The organism is Candidatus Competibacteraceae bacterium (assembly GCA_016699715.1).
Taxonomy (GTDB): Bacteria; Pseudomonadota; Gammaproteobacteria; order Competibacterales; family Competibacteraceae; genus Competibacter.
The window spans coordinates 121259-141805 of the sequence record CP065007.1; the positions used below are offsets into that span (position 1 = coordinate 121259).

The window sequence follows — 20547 nt, forward strand, 5'->3', positions numbered from 1 at the left end:
GTCATGCGAATCCTGTATCTGTTGATCCCGATGGCGCTGGGGGTGATCGGCGTGGCGTTGTGGGCCTTTTTGTGGGCGGTCCGGACCGGGCAGTTCGACGATCTGGAAGGGCCGGCCCACCGCATCCTGATGGACGACGACGACCCGCGCATTCCCCAGTGCGGTCGGCGACAAGATGATAATAAGTCATTGGATGATAGAGAAAATTGATTTAATATTTCGATAGAAACCGCAAGGAGAACAACAATGTTTAGCTTTCAGAACTTCCCGCTCGTCATCATCATTGCGTTGTTGATCGCCGCCTGGCTGAGCTTTCTATCGGTCGTGCCCTGGAGCACCTTGTTCTAAGCCTTCCACAATTTTTCACTGGACGGCGCGCCGCGCGAGCCGTTCGGATAATCCGCCGCAAAACCGCCGCCTTTCTCCTCGCCGGGCAAGGCGGTTTTTCGTTGCGGCATCGAGGGTGGTAACGAGGCAACAGGTAGCGAACCATGACGGATACGGAACTCGAACAGGCGCTGCTGGCGGTTCTGGCGGATGGCGCGGCGCACGCCGAACGGGAACTGGTCGAGCGTTTGTCGGCGGAGCCGGCAACGCTGGCGCAAGCGGTGCGGGCCTTGCGGGATCTGGGGCTGGAGCCACGCACCTTGCCAGGCGATAGTTACCGCTTGGCGGAACCGCTGGAGCTGCTCGACCGCCAGCGGATCGCCGCCGGGTTGAGCGAAGAGGCCCGGACCCGCTTGAGTCGGCTGGAGGTGTATCCGCTGCTGGATTCCACCAACGCTTATTTGCTGGCCAGAGCTGGTGAGGAATGGCCGGGCGGCGCGGTTTGCCTGGCTGAGCGGCAGCAAGCGGGGCGAGGTCGTCAGGGGCGTTCCTGGGTGTCGCCGTTCGGCGCCGGGCTGTTCGCTTCACTGCTGTGGCGGTTCGACGGGCCGGCGGCGGCGCTGAGCGGCTTGAGTCTGGCGACCGGCATCGCCGTGGCTCGGACCCTGCGGGCGCTGGGCGTGGCGGAGGTCGGGCTGAAGTGGCCGAACGATCTACTGTGGCGGGAGCGCAAGCTGGGCGGAATCCTGCTGGAATCCGGCGCTAGCGCGGGAACCCTGCATGTCGTGGCCGGCATCGGCCTGAATGTGGCGCTGCCGCGACAGGCGGCACTGGCCATCGATCAGCCCTGGGTCGATTTGCGGGAAATTTTGGGCACGGAAGGAGTGTCCCGCAATCGTTTGGCCGCGCTGTTGATCAATGAGTTGATGGAGATCTTTGGTCGATTCGAGCAGGGCGGCTTTGCCGGTTTGGCCGAAGAGTGGGCGTGCCTCGATCTGACCGTCGGTCGTCGAGTGCGGCTGCACTTGCCGAATGCCGCCGTGACCGGTGTCGTGCGTGGGGTGGATGCCAGCGGCGCGCTGTTGCTGGAAAGCGCCGATGGCCGGGTGAATACCTATCTGGGTGGAGAGATCAGCTTGAGGCTCGAAGCGTGATTCTGCTGGCGGATGTCGGCAACAGCCGGATCAAGTGGGTGAGCTGTGAGAGAGGCGAGTTTTCGAGGCGCGGTCAGGCCAGCCACAATGAGGAAAGTTGGGTTGCCTTGGCGGAAAGCCAATGGCGTGGTTTGCCGCGACCGGCGCGGGTAGTGATCGTCAGCGTGGCTGGACCCGAGGCTTATGCCGGTCTGACGGAATGGATCAGGCAGCGTTGGGGGATCGAAGCGGAGTTCGTGGCCTCGACGGCGGCGGCTTGCGGTATTCGCAATTCCTACGCCGAACCGGAACGGATGGGCGCGGATCGCTGGGTGGCGATGATCGCCGCGCGGGTGTTGACCGATCGGAGCTGTTACGTGGTGGATTGCGGTACGGCGGTCACCATCGATGCCCTGGCGGCGGATGGCCGGCATCTGGGCGGGGTGATCATTCCAGGGATGCGCTTGATGCGCGAGGCGCTGTATCGGGAAACCCGGCAGATTCCCCCGGAGGCGGGAGAGGCGAGGTTGTTCGGCCAGAGTACCCGCGATTGCGTTTGGGGCGGAGCGGTGTATGCGGTTGCCTCGGCGATAGACGGTATCACCGGGCGGATGATGGCCGATCACGGTTCCGGCTTGTGCCTGCTGACCGGCGGCGATGCGGAAATCGTGCTGCCCTACCTGCAAGGCGAGTACCGGTGGGAACCGGATTTGATTTTCACCGGCTTACGGGTGATCGCCGCGCGGGATCAAGCGAAATAGGCTATTTGCGCCTCGCGGTGGCCGCCCTAACGACGGACAGGGCTACCGCCACGCCACGACTTCATCCAGCCACCGACGCGGACTGGGTTCCGGCAATTCCGCCGGATAGCCCAGGCTCAGCAGGGCAAGCGGTGTCAGCCCCGCTTCCAGTTGCAGGATCTCGCGGACGCGCCCTTCCTCGAAATCGCCAATCCAGATGGAACCCATGCCGGCGGCGACGATGGCCAGTTGCGCGTAGGCGGCGGCGATGGTGGCGTCCTGCAGGGCATACAGTTTGGCGCCGCGCTCGGCAAAGGTGGTGGCCGAGCGGGTCGGATCGGCGCAGAACACCAGGCAGACCGGGGCCTCGGCGATGTAGGATTGCCCACGAGAGGCTTGGGCCAGCGCTTCCCGCTCGGCCGGGTCGCTCACCACCACGATGCGGTAAGACTGCAAATCGCCGGCCGATGGGGCGGCGCAGGCCATTTCCAGAATGGCATGCAGTTTTTCGGTTTCGACCGGCATATCCGGTTGGTACTTGCGCACGGAATGGCGGTGGCGGACGGTTTCGAAGAAATCCCACATGGTGCGACCCTCGCGGCAATCGAGCAGACATCGTTCGGAGGCGTTGAAAATACTCCTGCCCCCGCGGAATTGGTGAAGGGATGAGGGAAAAACGGATCGTTAGCCGGTGCCCTTAAGCAGTGCGTTCAACTTCGGTAATTCTGGAGATTGCGGATAGTTGCGCTCCAGCACTCGCAGACTGTCGTTGGCCAACTGTGGCATGCCCATCTTGATGTAAGCCTGGGTCATGATGCTGAGCGCATCCTCGGCGGCCGGAGTGCGCGCGTAGGTTTCCAATACGTAGGTGGCGCGGTTGAGGGCGGCGACATAGGCGCCCCGCCGCATGTAAAAATCGGCCACGTTGACTTCGTAAGCCGCCAGGCTGTTGTGCAGGAACAGCATGCGCTGCCGGGCGTCCTCGGCATACTTGCTGTTGGGAAACTTGCGGGTCAGTTCGGCAAAATCGCTGTAGGCCTGACGGGCGGTGTTGGTGTCGGTCTTGTCGCGGTCGGTGGGCGCGAGTCTTTCCAGCAGGCTGTTGCTGCGATTGAAGTTCGCCAGACCCTTCATGTAATAGGCATAATCCACGTAGGGATGCCGCGGGTTGGCCTTGATAAAGCGGTCGGCGGCGGCGATGGTGGCGTCCGGCTCGTTGTCTTTGTACTGGCAATAAATGGTGTCGAGCTGGGCTTGCTGGGCGTAGCGGCCGAACGGATAGCGGGCCTGGATCTTGTCCAGATACTCGATGGCGATCTTGTAGTTGCCCGAACTCATGGAGTCCTTGGCTTCGCTATAGAGCTGTTGGACCGACCAGCCCTGGGTTTCGTCGATCTTTTCCGGCAGCAGCGAGCAGCCGATCAACAGCACGGCCATGAGCGGACCGGCGAGCAGCAGTTTTGATATGCGGTGCATGGATAATGGCATGGAGCGGCGGTTGTCGGGAGTAGAATGCATGATCAAAGTGAGTATAACCCCCGAGCCGCCAAAAGCCATCATGCCCCCGACCGAACGGATCGACTGTCAGATTCCCCCCACCTGCGCCGGGATGCGCCTGGATCAGGCGCTGGCGGAGCTACTGCCGAGCTATTCGCGCAATCGCCTGCAACAGTGGCTCAAAGCCGGCCGCTTGCGAGTGGATGGCGCCGTTCGCCGACCACGCGACCCGGTCGCCGGCGGCGAAACCGTGAGTGGCGATCTGGAGTTCGAGATTGAAACCACCGCTCTGCCCCAGGCGATTCCGCTGGTTGTCCTGTACGAGGACAGCGATCTGCTGGTGATCGACAAACCGGTCGGGTTGGTGGCGCATCCGGCCGCCGGCAACCGCGATGGCACGCTGGTCAATGCCCTGCTGCATCGCGCGCCGGAACTGGCGGCACTGCCGCGCGCCGGTCTGGTGCATCGGCTGGATAAGGACACCAGCGGCCTGCTGGTGGTGGCGCGCAGCCCGCGGGCGCACACCGCGCTGGTCGCACAGATGCAGGCACGGGCCATTGAACGGGAATATCTGGCGGTGATCAACGGGGTGCCGGTGGCGGGTGGAACGGTGAATGCCCCGGTCGGCCGCCATCCGGTGGACCGCCAGCGCATGGCGGTGACACCGGGCGGCCGGCCGGCGGTGACGCATTACCGGGTGTGGCGCCGCTTCCGCGCCCACGCGCTGTTGCGGGTCAAACTGGAAACCGGTCGTACCCATCAGATCCGGGTCCACATGGCCCACATCCGTTTTCCGTTGCTGGGCGATCTGGTGTACGGCGGTCGGCCGCGAGTTCCGCCGGGCGCCTCGCCGGCCTGCATCGCGGCGATCCAGAACTTCCGGCGGCAAGCCCTGCACGCGGAGCGGCTGGCGTTGAGCCATCCAGTGAGCGGCGAGCGGCTGGAGTGGCGGGCGGAAATCCCCGCCGATCTGGCGGATTTGCTGGGGGCACTCGGCGAAGATGCGGGCCACAAAAATGAATGAACTCCTCCCCGAACATCTGCTGATCCCCGAGTGGCCCGCGCCCGCCCGAGTGCGCGCGGTCAGCACCACCCGGCACGGCGGTGTCAGCCCGCCGCCGTATGCCCGCCTGAATCTGGCCGGGCACGTTGGCGACGATCCAGCCTGCGTTGCCGAAAATCGGCGACGGCTGGCGGCGGTGGCCGGATTGCCCGCCGAACCGGCCTGGCTGGAACAGGTCCACGGGATTCATATAGTCGCGGCGGAAACGGTGAGCGCGCCGGTCGCCGCCGATGCCGCCTGGACCCGCGCACCGGGCCGGCCCTGCGTGGTGATGACCGCCGATTGCTTGCCGGTGCTGCTGTGCGACCGGGCCGGTACGGTGGTTGCGGCGGCCCACGCCGGCTGGCGCGGCTTGGCGGGCGGGGTGATCGCCGCCACGGTGGCGCGCTTGGAGGTACCGCCGGTGGAACTGCTGGCTTGGCTGGGGCCGGCGATTGGTCCCGATGCCTTCGAGGTGGGGGAGGAAGTGCGCGCGGTTTTCCTGGCGCTGGACGCGGACAATGCCGCGTGTTTTCAGCCGTCTCCAGCGGGGCGTTGGTTGGCGGATATTTATGAATTGGCGCGGCGACAGTTGCGTGGTCTGGAGATTTCGGCGGTTTATGGCGGCGGTTGCTGCACGTTCAGCGAGTCGAAACGGTTTTTTTCCTATCGCCGGGAACAGCGCACCGGACGGATGGCGAGTTTGATTTGGCTTGAGTAAATTTCTTGTCAATAGGCAATGACGAGGAGGAGGACAAATGGCTGTACTCAGTGATCCACAACTTGCCCGATGAAGTGCGGGCTCGCCTGCACAAGCGCGCGGTGTGTTACGGGCTTAGCATGAAGGCGGAGGCGTCCGCTATTTTGACGGCGGCATGTGTGGAAGAGGAAGACAGAGCATCCGGCACCGTATCGCTGCCCTTCGCCGCCGCTAAGAACCGACGGGTGGCGGTCAAGCTCATCCATCAGGCGTGTGGCTGTCCGCTTGGTGACCGGATCTGTCCGCCACCCGTTTTATCTCGCCAGCAGCAGCCATATCGAAGGTTCGCCTTTTCCCTGGCTGGTGTCCGGTTTCGTGCTGGTGGAAGCATCACGTCCGCGCGGACGATGCGCGCCGGCATTACGAAATTCGTTTTCCCATCGTCGAAGGCCATGCTTTCGCGCTACGCAAGAACGCGATCAAGGTCTACCGGCGCCCAGATATGGATGGGTAATCCTGCCCACTGTCATTGCGTGCCTTGCAGGAGCTTTCTCATCCGCGACGAGATGTCAGGGTTTTCATAGAGGGCTTGGATCATATCCGTATACAACGCGGTGAATTTTTCGTTGTGGATGAGATCGCCAAAAATGGGTTCGAGTTTAAGGAAGGACAGCGTGTCATCCGGGGTCCCCTTCGCGGCTTGATGCAGTTCGTCTTTCATGGCATCGACAATATCGAGCCGTGCGCCATGCTGGTCGACGCCCTTGTCGCTATAGAAACACCATGCGGCGATGACCAGCGTGGCATATTGGATACTGCCACCGCGTGCCAGGTTTTCGGTGATCGTTGAGATCAGAAACTTCGGCAGTTTGGCTGAACTTTCCAGGCAGATTCGGGCCAGGCTGTCCTTGATGTTCGGGTTTCCGAACCGCTCGATGAGGCTGTCCTTGTAGGTTTCCAGATCGATCCCTTCCACCGGATCGAGCACCGGGGTGGCCTCCACATCCATGAATCGGCGGAGGTAGGTCGCGAACAGCGGATCGGCCACGCAGCCATCGATGGTCTTGTGTCCATGGATCGACCCGAGCAGACCGAGGACGGAATGCCCGGCGTTGAGCAGCCGTATTTTCATTTTCTCATACGGCGTGACATCGGCGACAAACTGCGCCCCGACCTTTTCCCACGCGGGCCGGCCATTGGAGAAATGGTCTTCGATGACCCATTGGGTGAACGGTTCGCAGGTGACCGGCCATTGGTCCTTCAATCCCATTTCGGTGGCGAGGTAGGCCATATCCTCCGGCGTTGTCACGGGAGTGATCCGGTCCACCATGGCATTGGGGAAGCACACGTCGCTCTCGATCCACCGTGCAAGCTCGGCATCCTGCTTGTTCGCGAAGGCCAGCACCATCTTGCGCGTCATGTCTCCATTGTGCTGGATGTTGTCGCACGACTGAATGGTGACGGCCGGGAGTCCCTGGGCACGGCGTTTCTTGAGCGCGGCGGTCAGATAGCCGAACACCGTCTTCGGGCTGTCGGGCTGTTCCAGATCGTGCCGCACATCGGCGTTGCCGAAGTCGAACTCGCCGGTGGCGGGGTTGAAGTTATAGCCCCCTTCGGTGATGGTCAACGAAACGATCTTGGTGTCCGCGCTGGCCATCTTGTCGATGACGGCGCCGGGATCGTCGCAACCCAGCATGAAATCGATCAGGGAGCCGATGACGCAGGTTTCGATCTTTCCCTGGGGATGCTTCACGATCAACGTGTAGAGATAATCCTGCGCTTTCAGAGTATCGCCGATCTTGCGGTCGGCCTCGCGCAGGCCCACGCCGCAGATGCCCCAGTCGGAGGCATCGGAGTCGTTCATCAGCGCATCGGTGTAATACGCTTCGTGCGATCGATGGAATCCGCCGACCCCGATATGGACGATGCCGGCTTTGATTTTGCCCCGATCATAGGATGGACGCACGATTTCGTCGGCGAGGCGGTGAAGGTTGTCCTGCGTGAGTTGAACGGGTTCTGTCATGACGAACTCTCCCTATGAGCCTTATTGCTATTTTCTCGGGCTATTTGTTGAGCGCCTTGGTCCGATGCATCGTTTTGCCTTTAGCTCAAAATGCGATCAAATGTTCGGGCAGAGTCGGGGTTGCTCCCTTTTGTGAACAGACAAATGCGGCTACCCGGTTAGCGAATACATTCATCTTGTTCAGCGGCCAGCCCTTAAGAGCGCCCATGCAGAGCGCCGCCGTGAATGAATCCCCGGCGCCCACCGAGTCCACCACCACAAGCCCTTTCTCTCCAGGAGCATCATCCACCTCGTCGCTCCGTACCAGCACGCTACCGTCCGAGCCGCGTGTGTAGGCCACCAGTTTCAGGTCAAAACATTCACGCAGCCCGTTGAGCTGAGCCATCACATCGCCCCGCAGGCCGAAGTAGCCGGCCAGTACCGGCAGTTCCTCGTCACTGAGCTTCAGAATGGAGGCGAGCCGCAGCGATCCCTCAACCTGTTCCTTTGAAAAGAACGACTGCCGCAGATTCACGTCGAAGATCTTTAAGGCATCCCGTGGCATGTGCCGCACGAACGAGTGAATCGTTTCGCGCGAAACCGCCGAGCGCTGCGAAAGCGATCCAAAGCACACCGCATCCAGCTTCGCCGCCAGCCCCTCGAGCCCGCTGGTGAGCGGAATATGATCCCAGGCCACATTTTCGAAAATCTGATAGGAGGGCTTGCCCTCGTCATTCAGGGTCACCTGCACCGTTCCGGTCGGGAACGCGTCGCTTTCCAGCACATGGCGGGTATCCACGCCGATTTCCCGTAATTCGTCGCGAATACGTCGTCCCAGCTCATCTGTCCCCACACAGCTCACCGGATAGGCCTCGGCGCCGAGCTGGTGGCAATGGAACGCAAAATTGGCCGGTGCGCCACCGGGACGCTTGTGGCTCGGAAACACATCCCAAAGCAACTCCCCGATCCCGGCGACTGTAAATCGTTCATTCATAACCCTCTCCTTAAACCATCCGTCCTCAACTCACCCCGGCGCCGCCGTTGACATGGAGAGTTGGGGCGACGACAAGTCACGATCGGTAGAGACCAGGAAGACGGCCGCACCGGCATGGCTTCACCCCGTCTCGCTCGCCGTGGTTGCACGTTGCTAAACTGCGGGCACCTCGGCACCGGATGACCGTCCGGAGCGTTGCATCCTCTTGGAGAGCTGCAAATCCCACCACGCAAACGCGAAATAGATCACGGTGCACCAGATGGTCAGGTTGTAGAACAACTCACGGTTCACGTAGTAGGCGTAAAGATCGGGGCTGTTGAACAGAACACGCCAAGCGAGCACGGCCGGCACGATCAGGCCAACCACGATCCAGACCGCTCGGATGATCTTGATCGATACGGTCGTGCCGCAGGCGGGCTCGTGTTGTTCCTTCGCCGCCAGTTCAGCATGATACTCCGCAACCGCTTTATCGAATTCCTGCTCTCGTTTCTCGGCCTCAGGATAGCTCTTATCAGCGCCGGCCTTCTTCGCCAAGATGGTGTAGAGGATAATCGAGAGAGCCCAGGTTGGCAGGAACAGATATACGAACGGTATGATGTTGATAAAATTCAATCCGAAGCCGAACACCAGACAGATCGCCCAGGTGATCAGCGCCGGCATGTTGTCCTTAACGCCTTTCAGGCGGCGCCAATTGCTCTTGTAGCCGAGTCGGGGGAAGATGTGCTGCTCGGCGAATACGATGCCGCCGATGGGTACAAGAACAAGTCCCGCGTAGGCCAGAATTGGCAGGATGCTGCGGTAGATGAACGGGAAACAGCTGCCGACCACGACCACGGCCCCGACGGCAAGCGTGACCTTTTGGCGTGCGATGCTCGGGAATACGGCCTGGGCCGCAAGACCGGCGCGATAGAGGTTGGGGTTGGCCGTTGTCCATCCCGCGATGATGACGATCACAAAACCGGTGACGCCCAGCGCGTAGTAGGCAACATCACCCGGTGAAACCACAGCGATACTTAATTTCATGATATAGGCCGTCGCCGCTCCCATGAGAGCCGCGGAAATCCAGGCAATGTAGTGGCCGAACATCATGCCGGTTGCGGTGCAAAGGCCGCAGATCGGTTTGTTCGCGTAGCGCAGGAGCGCCATGTCGACGAGGCCAAAATGCGCGAAGGTGTTCGCCGCCCATGCGAAGCCGATCACTTCCCACAATCCGATACCGGGTTCCCCCGCGGCATTGGTGCCGGTAAACACGGTGGTTCCCGCCAAATTCACGAAATCCGAGAAACTCGAAAGCGTCGTGTAACCAGTCAGCGTTTCGTTCAACGAAGGGATCAGCACCATGCCACCGGCCGTGAACATCACCATCAGCCAGGGTGTGCAAATAGTGGCAAACTCGGCCACCACATTGAAACCATAATAGGCCACCAGCACCGCGATCACGCTTGCCGAGGCGGCGATGAGTACAAAGTAGACATTGGTGGGATACGGATAGATCTGGGGCGGGATATCGAAAAGCGCCCGAACCGCTGTCGCCGACACGGTGATCATGGCGGCCGAGATGGCCACGAAGATGAGCACATTCGCACCGTTATAGAGCCGCGAGAACAGCTCGCCCATGTTGTGATCGAGATAGGTGTACAGGCTTAGCCGCGTTTTGATCGCGATCGGCGCGGTGATGAGCCAGAAGCTCAGCACGGCAAGCATATTGCCGATGAGCAGCCCGATCAGGATGTCGTGGATCGTGGCGCCCATGGCCACGAATGCGGCGCCAATGACGAATTCGGTTGCAGCAACGTGTTCGGCGCCATAGAGGCCGAGGAAGTGACCGGGTCCATGCAGTCTGTGTTGCGGCACCGGTAGTAGTTCGTCGTCCATATCCGCAATGGACTGTCGTTGATCGATGGCTGTGTTGGCCATGTTTCCCTCCCAAATTGCTGTTGTTCGACCCGCCCCTATTGGAGAAAGCGGGCGCGCTCGATGACCTTCCCCGTCACCCATTGGGCGTTTTCAAGCGCCTCATCAATCGGGATCGTTCCCGACAGCGCCAACGCGAACCGCTGGCCGACCGCGGTGCCGATGCTCTGGAACTCCGGGATCGCGACGAACTGAATTCCGGTATAGGGCACTTCATCCACCGTTGGCTTGTTGGGATCGGCCGCGTCGATGCTGTCGAGCGTCATTTTCGCGAACGGCACTTTCTGGTACTCGGGATTCTCGTACAGCGAGGTGCGAGTGCCCGGCGGCACGTTGGACCAGCCTTCCTTCGAGGCGACCAGTTCCAGGTAGTGCTTCGAGGTGGCCCAAGCGACGAATCTTTTCGCCCCATCCTGGTTGTCGGAACCCTTGGGAACCGCCAGCGCCCAGGCCCAGAGCCAGTTGGCGCTCTTGCCCAGACCCTTGTTCGGCGCGAGCGCGAAGCCGACACGGTCGGCCACATCGGAGTCCGCGTTGGTCACGAACTGACCGGCCGCGGTCGCGTCGATCCAGATGGCGCATTTGCCCGACCGGAACAGGGCCAGGTTTTCCTTGTAGCCATTGGCCGCCGCGTCTGGCGGGCCGACTTCCTTCATCAGTTCGACATAGTCGGTGATCGTCGCCTTCCAGGCTTCACCGTCGAACTGGGGTTTCCAGTTCATGTCGAACCAGCGAGCACCGTAGGAGTTGGCCATGGCCGTCAGGAACGCCATGTTCTCCCCCCAGCCCGGCTTGCCACGCAGGCAAATGCCATAGACCTCGTTGCTCTTATCGGCCAGCTTGCGGGCGGCGTCCTTGATGAATGCCCATGTGGGCTTTTCGGGCATCTCGAGCCCGGCTTGCTTAAACAGATCGGTGCGGTACATGGTGAATGAAGACTCGCCGTAAAACGGCGCGGCGTACATCGTGCCGTTGAACGACAGGCCCTCGCGAATCGGCGGCAGGAGATCATCGGCGTCGTAGTCCTCCGGCAAATCGTCGAGTGGCACGAGCCATCCGCGCTGGGCCCAGATGGGGGCTTCGTAGATACCGATGGTCAGGACGTCGAACCGTCCGCCTTTGGTCGCGATGTCGGTGGTGACGCGCTGGCGCAGCACATTCTCTTCCAGCACCACCCAGTCGAGCTTGATGTCGGGATTGGCTTTCTCGAACGTCTCCGAGAGCCTCTGCATCCGGATCATGTCGCCGTTGTTCACGGTGGCGATGGTGACCGTGGTTTCGGCGCGCGCCAAGGCTGAGCCGGCGAGTAAGGCCGCTACCGTGAATGCGGCCGCGATTCGAATAGTCATCCACGTTCCCTCATTGCTTAATGACGTTCAACGAACTTATTACCGACATTCCGCACCCTTTAACGGCGAAAAATGGACTTACGTTATAATCAGTAACTTGTACCTAATAATGATGGTAGCCCAGTGCTCCAAGGTTTCAACCATGACCGACAACTTCCATCCGTTGGGTTTTGCCACCCGCGCCATACACGCTGGCCAGTCGCCCGACCCGACCACTGGCGCGGTGGTGACGCCGATTTACGCCACCTCGACCTACGTGCAATCCAGCCCCGGTGTCCACCAGGGCTTCGAATATTCCCGCAGCCAGAATCCCACCCGTTTCGCCTACGAGCGCTGCGTGGCCGACCTGGAGGGCGGCCACGCCGGTTTCGCCTTCGCCTCGGGGCTGGCCGCGACCTCGACGGTGCTGGAATTGCTCGACAGCGGCGCGCATGTGGTGGCGCTGGACGACATTTACGGTGGCACCCGGCGGTTGTTCGAGCAGGTGCGACGGCGTAGCGCCGGGCTGAGCTTCACCTACTCCGACCTGCGCGACCGGGCGGCGCTGGAAGCGGCGCTGACGCCCGACACCCGGATGATCTGGGTGGAGACGCCCAGCAATCCGCTGCTGAAACTGGTGGATCTGGAGATGATCGCCGCCGTGGCCCGCCAGCACGGCATTCTGGCGGTGGCCGATAACACCTTCGCCACGCCTTGGGCGCAACGACCGCTGGAATACGGCTTCGATATCGTCGTCCATTCGGCGACCAAGTATCTGAACGGCCATTCCGACGTTATCGGCGGAATAGCGGTCTGCCGGGGCGCGGAATTGGCCGAGCGGCTGGGCTATCTGCAAAACGCCATCGGCGCGGTCGCCAGCCCCTTTGACAGCTTCCTGGTCTTGCGCGGCCTGAAAACCCTGGCGCTGCGGATGGAACGGCATAGCGCCAACGCCCTGCATATCGCCGCTTGGTTGGAACAGCATCCGAAGATCGAACGGGTGATCTACCCCGGCCTGCTCAGCCATCCCCAGCACGAGCTGGCGCGGCGGCAGATGCGCGGTTTCGGCGGGATGATCGGCGCGGTGGTGCGCGGCGATCTGGCGGAAGTCACCGGATTTCTGGAACGCTGCCGAATCTTCGTGCTGGCTGAAAGCCTGGGCGGGGTGGAAAGCCTGATCGAGCATCCGGCGATCATGACCCACGCCTCGGTGCCGCCGGAGGTGCGCCTGGAGTTGGGCATTGACGACGGGCTGGTACGGCTATCGGTGGGGGTCGAGGCGGTCGAGGATCTGGTCGCCGATCTGGAGCAGGCGCTGGGCTGACCCCGCCGAGCGGGTTCAATCCGCCGCCAGCACGGTACAGACCACGGTCCGGGTCGAACGGGGACCGTCGAACTCGCAAAAGAAAATCCCCTGCCAGGTGGATAGCCCCAGCTTGCCGTCGATGATCGGGATGGTCTCGGACGGGCCGACCAAACCCGCCTTGAGGTGAGCGTCGCCGTTGCCGTCTTGCTGGTCGTGCAGCCAGACGCCCGGCGGAATCAGCTTGCGCAGCAGGTTGAGCACGTCGGTCGGTACGCTCGCGTCCCAGTTTTCCTGGATCATGATGGCGGCGGTCGCCCCCTGGGCGTAGACATTGATCAGACCGTTGGCGACCCCGCTGTCGCGCGCGGCGGCGCGCACTTGTTCGGTGATATCGAGCAGTTCCTGGGCTTGGCGGGTGCTGAAATGGAGCTGTTGATGCATGGGATAAGGACCTCCGGTGATGGTCGGCGCTGATGGCTGTTGGCGGCCGGTGGCGTGGAGGGCATCAGTCCGTGGATTTTCGCGCGAGCGTGCTGGAAAAGAAGCGTGCCGGCGATGCCGGTCGCCCTTGAATTCCCCCAAACCACCGCCAAATTCATAGGCAAATTGTATTGTCACGGGAGTAAAGCATCCATGCGTATGGACAAGCTGACCAGTAAATTCCAGGTAGCCCTGAGCGACGCCCAGAGTCTGGCGGTGGGCCGCGATCACCAATTCATCGAGCCGGCGCATGTGATGGTGGCCCTGCTCGACCAGGATGGCGGCACGGTGCGGCCGCTGCTCGCCCAGGCCGATGTCAACGTCAACCTGCTGCGTTCCCAGCTCGGCGAGGCGCTGGACCGCCTGCCACGGGTGGAAGGCGCTGGCGGCGACGTGCAGATTTCCAACGCCCTGTCACGCTTGTTGAATTTGACCGACAAGCTGGCCCAGCAGCGCAAGGACGCTTATATCTCGTCCGAACTGTTCGTGCTGGCGGCGCTGGAGGACAAGGGCGAGCTGGGTGCGCTGCTGCGTAAGGCCGGTGCGACCAAGAGTCTGATCGAGCGCGGCATCGAAGCCATGCGCGGCGGCCAGAAGGTCGATGAGCAAAACGCCGAGGAGCAGCGTCAGGCGTTGGAACGATACACCATCGACCTGACCGAGCGGGCCGAGCAGGGCAAACTCGATCCGGTGATCGGTCGCGACGACGAAATCCGCCGCACCATCCAGGTACTGGCCCGCCGCACCAAGAACAATCCGGTGCTGATCGGCGAGGCCGGCGTGGGCAAGACCGCCATCGTCGAAGGTCTGGCCCAGCGTATCGTCAACGGCGAGGTGCCGGAAGGTCTGAAGAATCGACGGGTGCTGGCGCTGGATATGGGCGCGCTGATCGCCGGAACCAAGTTTCGCGGCGAGTTCGAGGAGCGGCTGAAGGCGGTGCTCAAGGATCTCGCCAAGCAGGAGGGGCGGATCATTCTGTTCATGGACGAGTTGCATACCATGGTCGGCGCCGGCAAGGCCGAGGGTTCGATGGACGCCGGCAACATGCTCAAGCCGGCGCTGGCGCGCGGCGAGCTGCACTGCATCGGTGCCACCACCCTGGATGAGTACCGCAAGTATGTCGAAAAGGACGCGGCGCTGGAGCGGCGTTTTCAGAAGGTACTGGTCAACGAACCGAGCGTCGAGGACAGCATTGCGATTCTGCGCGGCTTGAAGGAACGCTACGAAGTCCATCACGGCGTGGACATCACCGACCCGGCCATCGTCGCCGCCGCCACGCTGTCGCATCGCTACATCACCGACCGCAATTTGCCCGATAAGGCGATTGACTTGGTGGATGAGGCGGCCAGCCGCATCCGCATGGAGATCGATTCCAAACCGGAGGAAATGGACCGGCTCGACCGGCGCCTGATCCAGCTCAAGATCGAACGCGAGGCGCTAAAGAAGGAAGACGACGAGGCGTCGAAAAAACGCCTGGACCTGCTGGAGCAGGAAATCGCCCGGTTGGAGCGCGAGTACAACGACCTGGAGGAGGTTTGGAAGGCGGAAAAACTGGCGCTGCACGGCGCGGCCCAGGTCAAGGAGGAGTTGGAGCGGGCAAAACTGGACCTGGAGACCGCCCGCCGCGCCGGTGATCTGACGCGGATGTCGGAACTGAGCTACGGCCGCATTCCGGAACTGGAGCGGAAGCTCACCCAAGTCAGCGCCGCCGAGCACGGCACCTTCAAGCTGCTGCGCAACAAGGTCACGGAAGAGGAAATTGCCGAGGTGGTGTCCAAGTGGACCGGCATTCCGGTCTCCAAGATGCTGGAAGGCGAGCGCGACAAGCTGTTGCGGATGGAGCAGGCCATCCAACGGCGGGTGGTGGGTCAGGGCGAGGCGGTCAAGTCGGTGTGCGACGCCATTCGCCGCTCCCGCGCCGGCCTGTCCGATCCCAACCGGCCCAACGGTTCGTTCCTGTTTCTCGGCCCCACCGGGGTGGGCAAGACCGAGCTGTGCAAGGCACTGGCCGAATTCCTGTTCGACACCGAGGAAGCGATGGTGCGGATCGACATGTCGGAGTTCATGGAGAAGCATTCCGTGGCCCGGATGATCGGCGCGCCGCCGGGCTATGTCGGTTACGAGGAGGGCGGCTATTTAACCGAGGCGGTGCGGCGGCGGCCCTACAGCGTGATCCTGTTGGACGAGATCGAAAAGGCCCACCAGGATGTGTTCAACGTGCTGTTGCAGGTGCTGGACGACGGGCGCCTGACCGACGGGCAGGGCCGCACGGTGGACTTTCGCAACACCGTGATCGTGATGACCTCCAATCTCGGTTCGCAAATGATTCAGGAGATGGCGGCGCAGGACAACTACCCGTTGATGAAGAGCATGGTGATGGCGCAGGTGGCCGATCATTTTCGGCCGGAGTTCATCAACCGCATTGATGAGGTGGTGGTGTTCCATCCGCTGGATCGCGAACAGATTCGGGCCATCGCCGGTATCCAGGTCGGCTATCTGCGCCGGCGGCTGGCCGACCGGCAAATGGGGCTGGAGGTGTCCGAGGCCGCCTTGGACCGCTTGGGCGAGGCCGGCTTCGATCCGGTCTACGGCGCTCGGCCGCTGAAGCGGGCGATCCAGCAGGAGCTGGAAAATCCGCTGGCGCGGCGGATCTTGGCCGGCGAGTTTGGGCCGGACGATACGGTGGCGGTGGACGCCGGTCAGGAGGGATTGACGTTCGGCAAGGGCGGTGTGCGGCTGGAAAAATAGGGCGAGCTTCGCAACCGGGACTTTCGCTTGAATCAAGCAGCGAGCAGGCGAGAGTCCCGCGCGGATTGATCCCGGTTGGCTGTGCCAGCGGCCATAAGCTGCTGTTAAGGTGAGTCTGTTAAAGTTCCCAATCTTCGCGCGATTCCGCGCGTGCAGCGGACAGGAGATGGTCGTGAGTACGGCAGAAAAGCACAGTCCCTTCGAATGCCCCCCGCGGTTATTGCATGCGATAGCCGCGTTCGTGTTGTTGGCGCTGATCGTGTCCGAAGGTTACGCCGCCTCGGTGGGCGGAGGTTCGCCGCCGATAGCGGGCAAGGCATCCATGAGTGTTCTCGATAAGCAACTCAAGCAGGATTACAGCGTGACCACGATTCCACTGCAAATTGTGCTGGATGCCGTCACGGTGACGGAGGAGAAAGCCGCGCTCGCGACACAGCGCAAGGATCAGCCCTTGAAGATTGGGTTTGCGCGCGCGATGCCGCAGCCTTACCAGGAGGATTTGTCTCCGTCGCTCTCGTGGGCATCTCTGCCGGGCGGTGGGCAGGTCGCGGCGTTTTCGGTCACCTCGCCGGGCGCGCGGGCGATTCGGGTGGGGATCGAGCTGAATGGGCTGCCCGAGAACGCGGAACTGCGCTTTTTCGGGAGCGAAGATTCCGAGACCTTCGGACCCTTTACGACTCGATCCATCCGTGCTCAGCAGGCAGTGGGAAATTCAGCGGATACCGAATCGGCGCCGGCTCTGTTCTGGTCACCGGTCATCGAGGGGGAAACCGCCGGGGTGGAGATTTACCTGCCAGCTTCGGTTGAAGGCGGGTTTCCGATTCGGGCGCCGAAGATACAACATCTCACTTATTCGCTCCAATATCCAGAGACCAAGATTCTTTCTCAAATTGGAAGCTCCGGCTCTTGCAACATCGACATCAAATGCCGCGACACGGTGCCCGACAATTTAAGCGCCGCAGTGGCCAAAATCCTGTTCAGCGATACCGAAGGCAGCTATTTATGTACGGGAACCTTGCTCAACGATAACGATTCCAGTGGCTGGATTCCTTATTTCATGACGGCGAACCACTGCCTGTCGACGCAATCCATCGCCAATACTATCGATAGCTACTGGTTTTTCGAACGCGCGGTCTGCGGAGGACCGGACCCCACTTCCGTCACTCATTTTACCGGTGGCGCCGACCTGCTCGCCACCGGCGCCAACAGCGATTTCACCTTCCTGCGCTTGCGGGATACTCAAATCAGCAACTTGCCGGGCATACAATTTGCCGGTTGGAGCACGACCAATCCGACCGGGCTGACGGTCACGGGCATCCACCATCCCAGCGGTGACTTGAAAAAATGGAGTCAAGGCAGCGCCGACGGATATGCGCCCCTTGGTTTTCCAGTCAATGGCACTGGTAGCCACATTCAGGTGACTTGGTCGCAGGGTGTCACCGAACAGGGGAGTAGCGGGTCCGGCATCTTCGCTATAACTGGTGAGCAAAACGACCAGCAACTTTTTGTCGGAAATCTGCATGGCGGCGCTTCATCGTGCTCGGACTCGACAGCGCCCGATTGGTATGGCCGTTTCGATTTGACTTACCCTTCAGTCAGTCAATGGTTGGATTCGTCCGGTAACGGCGCCTATCTGGAAAGCCCGCAACAGGATTCCTTCGAGAGCGGCATCGGTTTGATCCGGGGCTGGGCCTGTCAAGCCAACAAGGTGGAAATCCAGATCGACGGCGGCGCGCGGCAACGGGTGGCCTACGGCACCACCCGGCCTGACACGGTCGCAACCTGCGGCGACGACAACAACGGCTTTGGTTACACCTTCAACTGGAACACCCTGGGTAGCGGTGGCCACAATCTGCGAGCCTTTGCCGACGACGCCGAGTTCGCCAACGTCAACTTCACCGTGACTACCCTGGGCGTGGAGTATCTGGAAGGAGCCAGCGGCGAATACACCCTGCCCAACTTCCCGCAAGCCGGCAGTACTGTCACCGTGCGCTGGGCCGAACCGCATCAGAACTTCGTTATTTCCGGGGCCAGCAAAGCAGCCACGGTATCAACGACGACGGTCACCACACGGGCCGGGTCATCCGCTCATCTGGAAAGCCCGCAACAGGGTTCCTTCGAAAGCGGCATTGGCCTGATCCGGGGCTGGATCTGCCAGGCCAGCACCGTGGAAATCCAGATCGACGGCGGTGCGTCGCAACGGGTGGCCTACGGTACCACCCGACCCGACACGGTGGCGGCCTGCGGTGACGATAACAACGGCTTTGGCTACACCTTCAACTGGAACCGGCTGGGCAACGGCAACCACAATCTGCGGGCCTTCGCCGACGGCGTGGAGTTCGCCAATGTGAACTTCACCGTGACCACCCTGGGCGTGGAGTTCCTGCAAGGGGCCAGCGGTCTGTATCGCCTGCTTGATTTCCCGCAAGCCGGCGGCAGCGTCGTCTTGAGCTGGGCCGAGCCCCATCAGAACTTTGTGATTGTCTCGTTTACCGGATCGCGGTCGATGTCGGAATGATATGGCGCGGGGTAACCCGCGACAGCTCAGGCAGTTCGAGCGATACCCGGTATTGATCGATAGTGTTCGGATAGGTGGTGTTTCACGATCCCAAACAGCGAGGTAACGGCGATGGCGAATGACGAACGATTTGCCCCGACGATGCTGAACGGACTGGACGACAGCCGGCGCGCCCTGCTGGACCTGCTTGGCGGCCTGCGGCGGGCGCTGGTGTGGTACACGCCTCTGGTGCGTCCCGAGTTGTACGACGATCCCGACGTGCTCGACGCCATCCGCGATCGGGTGGTGAGCCAGCCCAAGACACGCCTGCATCTGGTGTTGCCGCCCGCCAGGGAATGGCGCGGCGATTGTCCCCGGCTGGTGCGACTGAGCGAGCGACTGAGCAGCGCGCTGTTGCTGCGTACCCCGAACCGGCCCGAAATCCCGGACCGGCCGGAACTGAGCCAGGCGTTCGTCATCGCCGACGAACGGGCGCTGCTGCGTTTCAGCGATCCGCGTCGCCTGCTCGGCGGCTATGAGCCAGAGCCCCGCGAGCGCATGAAGGAATTGCTGGAGCTGTTTCGCCTGATCTGGGAGCGATCACGGCCCGATCCCGACCTGGGCCGGTTGGGGATCTAGGCCGGCGCCAGTCCCCAACGTGCCAGCAGTTTCGGCCGGTTCAATTCCAGCCATTGCAGGGCGATGATCGGCGCGGCCGAGTTGATGCGGCCGGTATGCAGCAACTCCAGCGCCTCGGCACGGGAGACCAGGTGTAAGCGGATGTCTTCATGCTCGGAAGCGAGCCCGCGAATGCCGGGATCGAGGGTCGAAGTGTCCACCCGGCCACAGAACAGGGTGATGCTTTCGGAGGTGCCGCCGGGGCTGACCAGATAGTGGCAGATGGGCATCAATTCCAGTAACTCGCAGCCGGCTTCCTCCTCGGTTTCGCGCCGCGCCACTTCCTCGGTGGTTTCGGCGGGATCGTCCATGATGCCGGCGACGATCTCCAGCAACCAGGGACCGCCGGGAAACTCCATCGCGCCGACCCGGAATTGCTCCAGCAAAACCACTTGATCTCGATCCGGGTCGAACAACAGGACCGCAACCGCATGACCGCGTTCCAGACACTCGCGGGTAATTTCCGGGCTCCAGCCGCCGGCGAACAGTTCGTGTTTCAGCCGGTATTGCTCCATGCGGAAAAAACCGCGATAGCAAAGGATCTTGTCGAGGATGGTAAATTGGTGATTCATGGCAGGTCCCGCGCGGATGGAAAGAATGGCCCAGCTTGTCGCCGGCGGTCAGCCGGCCAAGAGTAACGGAGAGGTCCGAATGGCAATGATAACTCGATACGGTGGCCGGTCATGGGTCTGGGTGGTCTTGGTGCTGGCGATGACGGCCTGCTCGCGCCCGGCCGATTCCCCCGAGACCGAAATCCGCCAATTCATCGCCCGGGCTCAGGTCGCGGCTGAGGAGCGCAACATGCGCGATCTGCGCGCGCTGATCGCGGATGATTACAGCGATGCCCAGGGTCTCGACCGCAAGGCGGTGGAAAGCCTGATCCGCCTGCACGTCCTGCGCCATCAGTCCATCCATTTGTTCACCCGGATTCGCGACATCGTGCTCACGGACCCGGATCATGCCACGGTCAGTGTGGCGGCGGCGCTAGCCGGTCGGCCGGTGGCCAGCGCCGACCAACTGATCGATCTGAATGCCGATCTTTACCGCTTCGACTTCGCGCTGATCCGTCGAGGCCGGGATGATTGGCAGGTTCTGCACGCCACTTGGGAGCGGGCGAAGCTGGACGATTTTTGGTAGCGTCGCTCGTTATCAGAGAGAGCA

The 20547-nt window shown here is 61.9% G+C and carries 18 protein-coding genes; 10 read left to right on the forward strand and 8 right to left on the reverse strand.

The window, feature by feature from the left end; genetic code table 11:
* Positions 1-3: 3 nt before the first annotated feature.
* The 3 genes from ccoS (at position 4) to IPM89_00600 (ending at position 2221) form a co-directional block, all read left to right on the forward strand.
* Positions 4-210 carry a cbb3-type cytochrome oxidase assembly protein CcoS gene (gene ccoS, locus IPM89_00590; protein ID QQS54406.1) on the forward strand — a complete coding sequence of 69 codons (207 nt, stop codon included), beginning with the start codon at positions 4-6 and terminating at the stop codon, positions 208-210.
* A gap of 281 nt (positions 211-491) precedes the next feature.
* Positions 492-1481 (forward strand): bifunctional biotin--[acetyl-CoA-carboxylase] ligase/biotin operon repressor BirA, encoded by a 990-nt coding sequence (gene birA, locus IPM89_00595; GenBank protein QQS54407.1) that lies wholly within the window; start codon positions 492-494, stop codon positions 1479-1481.
* Positions 1478-2221: a type III pantothenate kinase gene (locus IPM89_00600; GenBank protein QQS54408.1), complete on the forward strand. Its 744-nt coding sequence runs from the start codon at positions 1478-1480 to the stop codon at positions 2219-2221. The genes birA and IPM89_00600 overlap by 4 nt, the downstream gene beginning before the upstream one ends.
* Before the next feature lie 42 nt (positions 2222-2263).
* Here IPM89_00600 and IPM89_00605 read toward each other — a convergent pair whose 3' ends face one another.
* Positions 2264-2785, reverse strand: coding sequence for a nitroreductase family protein (locus IPM89_00605; protein ID QQS54409.1), 522 nt, complete (start codon positions 2783-2785; stop codon positions 2264-2266).
* Between the two features lie 99 nt (positions 2786-2884).
* Entirely contained in the window at positions 2885-3676 is a 792-nt protein-coding gene (locus tag IPM89_00610) for an outer membrane protein assembly factor BamD (protein ID QQS54410.1), read from the reverse strand.
* Between the two features lie 82 nt (positions 3677-3758).
* Here IPM89_00610 and rluD point away from each other — a divergent pair, with 82 nt between their 5' ends.
* Both rluD and pgeF read left to right on the forward strand, forming a co-directional pair.
* Positions 3759-4721: a 23S rRNA pseudouridine(1911/1915/1917) synthase RluD gene (gene rluD, locus IPM89_00615; GenBank protein ID QQS55722.1), complete on the forward strand. Its 963-nt coding sequence runs from the start codon at positions 3759-3761 to the stop codon at positions 4719-4721.
* Positions 4714-5460: a peptidoglycan editing factor PgeF gene (gene pgeF / locus IPM89_00620; GenBank protein ID QQS54411.1), complete on the forward strand. Its 747-nt coding sequence runs from the start codon at positions 4714-4716 to the stop codon at positions 5458-5460. Before rluD ends, pgeF begins: the two co-directional genes overlap by 8 nt.
* Positions 5461-5965: 505 nt before the next feature.
* Here the strand turns inward: pgeF and IPM89_00625 are convergent.
* The 4 genes from IPM89_00625 to IPM89_00640 all read right to left on the reverse strand — a co-directional run bounded on the left by IPM89_00625 (position 5966) and on the right by IPM89_00640 (position 11698).
* The gene (locus IPM89_00625; protein ID QQS54412.1) at positions 5966-7462 is read right to left on the reverse strand and encodes a mannitol dehydrogenase family protein; all 1497 of its coding nucleotides are present in this window, start codon (positions 7460-7462) and stop codon (positions 5966-5968) included.
* An 85-nt stretch (positions 7463-7547) separates the two neighbouring features.
* On the reverse strand, positions 7548-8435 hold the full coding sequence (locus tag IPM89_00630; protein QQS54413.1) for a carbohydrate kinase: 888 nt from the start codon (positions 8433-8435) through the stop codon (positions 7548-7550).
* 153 nt (positions 8436-8588) lie between these two features.
* On the reverse strand, positions 8589-10352 hold the full coding sequence (locus IPM89_00635; GenBank protein ID QQS54414.1) for a hypothetical protein: 1764 nt from the start codon (positions 10350-10352) through the stop codon (positions 8589-8591).
* Positions 10353-10387: 35 nt separating this feature from the next.
* On the reverse strand, positions 10388-11698 hold the full coding sequence (locus IPM89_00640; GenBank protein QQS54415.1) for a sugar ABC transporter substrate-binding protein: 1311 nt from the start codon (positions 11696-11698) through the stop codon (positions 10388-10390).
* 142 nt (positions 11699-11840) lie between these two features.
* Between IPM89_00640 and IPM89_00645 the strand changes: the two genes are divergently transcribed.
* Entirely contained in the window at positions 11841-13001 is a 1161-nt protein-coding gene (locus IPM89_00645; protein QQS54416.1) for a PLP-dependent transferase, read from the forward strand.
* Between the two features lie 15 nt (positions 13002-13016).
* Here IPM89_00645 and IPM89_00650 read toward each other — a convergent pair whose 3' ends face one another.
* A complete protein-coding gene (locus IPM89_00650; GenBank protein ID QQS54417.1) occupies positions 13017-13424 on the reverse strand; it encodes a YjbQ family protein in 408 nt (135 codons plus the stop codon).
* Between the two features lie 192 nt (positions 13425-13616).
* Between IPM89_00650 and clpB the strand changes: the two genes are divergently transcribed.
* From clpB to IPM89_00665, 3 genes are all read left to right on the forward strand, one after another.
* The gene (gene clpB, locus IPM89_00655) at positions 13617-16211 is read left to right on the forward strand and encodes an ATP-dependent chaperone ClpB (GenBank protein ID QQS54418.1); all 2595 of its coding nucleotides are present in this window, start codon (positions 13617-13619) and stop codon (positions 16209-16211) included.
* Between the two features lie 172 nt (positions 16212-16383).
* Positions 16384-18729 carry a trypsin-like peptidase domain-containing protein gene (locus IPM89_00660; protein ID QQS54419.1) on the forward strand — a complete coding sequence of 782 codons (2346 nt, stop codon included), beginning with the start codon at positions 16384-16386 and terminating at the stop codon, positions 18727-18729.
* Positions 18730-18840: 111 nt separating this feature from the next.
* Positions 18841-19347 (forward strand): hypothetical protein, encoded by a 507-nt coding sequence (locus tag IPM89_00665; GenBank protein ID QQS54420.1) that lies wholly within the window; start codon positions 18841-18843, stop codon positions 19345-19347.
* Here IPM89_00665 and IPM89_00670 read toward each other — a convergent pair.
* On the reverse strand, positions 19344-19958 hold the full coding sequence (locus IPM89_00670; protein QQS54421.1) for an NUDIX domain-containing protein: 615 nt from the start codon (positions 19956-19958) through the stop codon (positions 19344-19346). The two genes, IPM89_00665 and IPM89_00670, sit on opposite strands and share 4 nt — an antisense overlap.
* 79 nt (positions 19959-20037) lie before the next feature.
* On the opposite strand from IPM89_00670, the gene IPM89_00675 reads away from it, so the two are divergent.
* A complete protein-coding gene (locus IPM89_00675; GenBank protein ID QQS54422.1) occupies positions 20038-20523 on the forward strand; it encodes a hypothetical protein in 486 nt (161 codons plus the stop codon).
* Positions 20524-20547: the final 24 nt, after the last annotated feature.